Source organism: Pseudoxanthomonas sp. LjRoot204_2, assembly GCF_056175765.1.
Genome location: NZ_JBGFFG010000371.1, coordinates 1 through 3,381 on the forward strand (window position 1 = coordinate 1; position 3,381 = coordinate 3,381).

Annotated in this window: 4 protein-coding genes, 1 tRNA gene and 1 pseudogene; 1 reads left to right on the top strand and 5 read right to left on the bottom strand. The window is 67.5% G+C overall.

Annotated elements, in window-relative coordinates:
- The 3 genes and pseudogenes from AC04L7_RS14925 to AC04L7_RS14935 all read right to left on the bottom strand — a co-directional run.
- Nucleotides 1-147 (bottom strand): annotated as a pseudogene (locus tag AC04L7_RS14925) (GTP 3',8-cyclase MoaA); the annotation flags it as partial.
- Nucleotides 144-896: an MBL fold metallo-hydrolase gene (locus tag AC04L7_RS14930; protein WP_299341687.1), complete on the bottom strand. Its 753-nt coding sequence runs from the start codon at nt 894-896 to the stop codon at nt 144-146. The pseudogene AC04L7_RS14925 and the gene AC04L7_RS14930, both read right to left, overlap by 4 nt.
- A gap of 1 nt (nt 897) precedes the next feature.
- The gene (locus AC04L7_RS14935; protein ID WP_299341684.1) at nt 898-1,647 is read right to left on the bottom strand and encodes a 3-deoxy-D-manno-octulosonic acid kinase; all 750 of its coding nucleotides are present in this window, start codon (nt 1,645-1,647) and stop codon (nt 898-900) included.
- A gap of 26 nt (nt 1,648-1,673) precedes the next feature.
- Here AC04L7_RS14935 and AC04L7_RS14940 point away from each other — a divergent pair, with 26 nt between their 5' ends.
- On the top strand, nt 1,674-2,714 hold the full coding sequence (locus AC04L7_RS14940; protein WP_435997736.1) for a glycosyltransferase family 9 protein: 1,041 nt from the start codon (nt 1,674-1,676) through the stop codon (nt 2,712-2,714).
- A 6-nt stretch (nt 2,715-2,720) separates the two neighbouring features.
- Here AC04L7_RS14940 and AC04L7_RS14945 read toward each other — a convergent pair whose 3' ends face one another.
- Together AC04L7_RS14945 and AC04L7_RS14950 are read right to left on the bottom strand one after the other, a co-directional pair.
- Nucleotides 2,721-3,128 carry a DUF6165 family protein gene (locus AC04L7_RS14945; protein ID WP_475513304.1) on the bottom strand — a complete coding sequence of 136 codons (408 nt, stop codon included), beginning with the start codon at nt 3,126-3,128 and terminating at the stop codon, nt 2,721-2,723.
- A gap of 107 nt (nt 3,129-3,235) precedes the next feature.
- A tRNA-Ser gene (locus tag AC04L7_RS14950) sits at nt 3,236-3,326 on the bottom strand.
- Nucleotides 3,327-3,381: the final 55 nt, after the last annotated feature.

Below are 3,381 nucleotides of genomic sequence, written 5' to 3' on the forward strand. Positions count from 1 at the left end.
TTGCGAGGCATCGGTCCCATAGTCCTCGGGCACGCGATCGGCCGGCATGCAGTAGCCGCAGCGGAAATTGCAGGCATCGATGACGGAAAGCCGCAGGTCATGCAGGGGACGGCCCAGCAGATCGCGCGGGAGCGGGATGGCGTTCAAGGCAGCACGGTCGGCAGCGGGTCCGCCAGCGCGAATCCCTCGCCCGCCACGGCGACACGGTGGCCGCGTGCGCGAAGGGCGTGCGCGTCCGCTTCGCTCGCATAGTGGTACAGCACGCAGCGGGCCAGGAGCGCGGGCGGATACTCGCGTTCCAGATCGTCGATGCCGCTGTGCGACGGGTTGCCGTGCAATGCGCAATCATGGGCGATCAGTTCGCCCGCGTTCGCATGGCGCGCCAGCATTTCGGGGATGGGCCGCGTATCGCCGGTCCACACCACGCTGCCCCGCAGGCGCAGGCCGAACGCCGTTTCCGGCCAATGGTGGCGCACCGGGAACACGTCCAGTCGCAAGCCGTCATGCCAGAACGCGTCACCGACCGGGATCAGCTGGAACGCGTCCCAGAAGTTCGCGCCGCCCTCTGCCAGGACGTTGGGATAGCTGGCGATGCGCTGGTGGAGCAGCGGCACCAGGGGCGCCGGCACGTACAGGCGGACCTTCCCGCGCCGTGCAGCGTCGAAATAGCTGGCGACGAACAACCTTTCCATGCCCGCGACGTGGTCGAGGTGCACATGGGTGATGAAGAGCGCCTCGGGCATGCCTCCATGGCGCGACTGGTATGCGGTCAACCCTTCGCCGCCGCAGTCGATCGTCAGCCATGGCCGGCCGTCGCGCTCCAGCGTTGCCATCGCCGAGCCGAGCTCGACGGCACCGGCGTTACCCACACCCAGGAACCGCAGCATCCACGCCACGTCAGTACCCCCGCGACCAGGCATGGTCGTAGGCACGGCGGAGGTGCGCGAAGTCGACGCCTACTTCATCCTCGCTGCGCGCACCGCGCAACTTGAGCAGGGAACGCTTGAGCCGTGCGAGGTTCTGTTCGCGCCACGCGGTGGCGGGAATGCGCAGCCGGCCCCGGTCGAAATCGATCAGCCAGCCATGACCGCCCGCATCGAACAGGATGTTCTGCGCATTGAGGTCGGCATGGTCCAGGCCCGCACGATGGAAGCGCGCCACCAGGCGGCCCGTGCTCTCCCATGGCGCATGGCCCTCGGCCTGGTCGGCGATGTCGGCCAGCGTGCGCACCTCCATCAGGCGCTCCAGCAGGATCGACGCACGGTAGAACATCCCGTCGCGCACGTAGCTGGCCGCCACCGGCCTTGGCACCGGCAGGCCGCGCGCCAGCAGGGCACGCGTCAGCCGGAACTCGGCGAAACTGCGGGTCTTGTCCGGCCCATGCCAGAGATAGCGGTCCCGGCTGAAACGCGCCGCCAGGCCGCCCCGGCGATAATGACGCAGCACGCACTGGCTGGACGGGGCATCGATGAACCAGGCGCTGCCGCGCCCTCCACTGTCCACCGGGCGGGCGCGTTCGCCCCACTTCTCGGGCTGGAACCAGTCGGGATCCGCTTGCCGCAGGTGTTTGCGGTCGAACAGAATCGCGCCATATCCGCTGCCTTCGCGGAACGGCGTCAGGGATTCCGAGGCGTCAAATCCGACCATCCAGCGAGTCTAACAATAGTTATCCCATGATTCCCTCATCGCTCTGCCTGCTCCGACTCTCCGCACTCGGCGACGTGACCCACGTCGTGCCCCTCGTGCGCACGCTGCAGCGGCAGTGGCCGCAACTGCCGCTGCACTGGGTGATCGACAAGGGCGGATTCAAGCTGCTCGAAGGGCTGAAAGGCGTGACCTTCCACACCTACGACAAGAAGACAGGACTGGCCGGCATGCGCGCCTTGCGCCGGGAACTGCCGGGGGAACGCTTCGACGCGCTGCTGCAGATGCAGGTGGCGTTGCGCGCGAACCTGCTGTCGGCCTTCATCCGGGCCCGGCGAAGGATCGGCTACGACCGCCGTCGTTCCAAGGACCTGCATGGCCTGGTGATCAACGAACGCATTCCCGACAGGCCCGGTATCCACGTGCTCGATGCGATCGGCAGTTTCTGCGAACCGCTGGGCCTGCACCAGACCGAGGTGCGCTGGGACCTGCCGGTACCGTCCGACGCGCACGCATGGGCGCGTGCGCAGTGGCCCGAGGACGGCCGGCGGACGCTGGTGATCTCGCCGTGTTCCAGCCACGAACGTCGCAACTGGTATGCGGACCGCTACGCCGCTGTCGCCGACCACGCTGCCTCGCAGGGATGGCGCGTGGTGGTGTGCGGGGGGCGCAGCGAATTGGAACGGCGGACAGCGGACGGCATCATCGCCGCCATGCGGTCACCTGCGCTGGACCTGGTCGGCAAGGACACCCTGAAGCAGTTGCCGGCCCTGCTGGCGCGTGCGGACCTGGTGATGACGCCCGACTCCGGCCCCATGCACATCGCCAACGCCGTGGGCGCCGCCGTGCTGGGCCTGCACGCGGCCAGCAATCCCCGCCGCAGCGGCCCCTATTCCACGGTGCGCTATTGCGTGGACCGCTACGATGACGCGGCGCGCCGCTACAAGGGCAGGCCAGCCGCCGAACTCGCGTGGGGCACGAAGATCGAGCACGACGGCGTCATGGCCCTGATCACCGTGGACGATGGCATCGCCGCCTTCGAGCGACGCCGGCACGATCTCGCAGGCTGATCGCCGTCAGGGCGCGCCCGCGGTCCGGTAGTCCTGGTAGGACTTTTCTTCCACGTAGCTCGAGCCCAGGGCCAGGTTGATCGCCTTCTTGATGCGGGCGCGCTCGTCGTTGTCGAAATAGACGCTGCGGGCGAGGCGGACGAAGTCGTCGTCGAAGGCCTGCGCCTTTTCCTTCAGCCGTACCTCGTCCTCGACCACCCAGAGGCGCTCGTTCACGGCTTTCAGCTGGGCGCGCAGTTCGACGATGTCGTGGCCGGCCACGKGATGGGCCATCCAGGTCTTCTCCAGCGCCGCCAGTTCGTCGCGCACGTGCGCCAGTTTGGCCGGGTCGCTCATGCGTTCCGACTTGATCTGCAGGATGGCGATCTTGTCCAACAGCTCACCGAAGGACACGGGGACGAGGATCTCGGACATGGAGGGCTCCGGCGCAAAAGGCCATTCTACGCCCGTCCCCAACGGCGATCCGCGCCCATCACGGTGACGGAAACGCAAAAGCCCCCTTGCGGGGGCTTTCTTGAAACTGGCGGAGAGGGAGGGATTCGAACCCTCGATACGCTATTAACGTATGCCTGATTTCGAGTCAGGTACATTCAACCACTCTGCCACCTCTCCGGTGGCCCGGGCTGTCCCGGGGGCGTGAATCATACGTGGCGCGCCGCATCGGGAC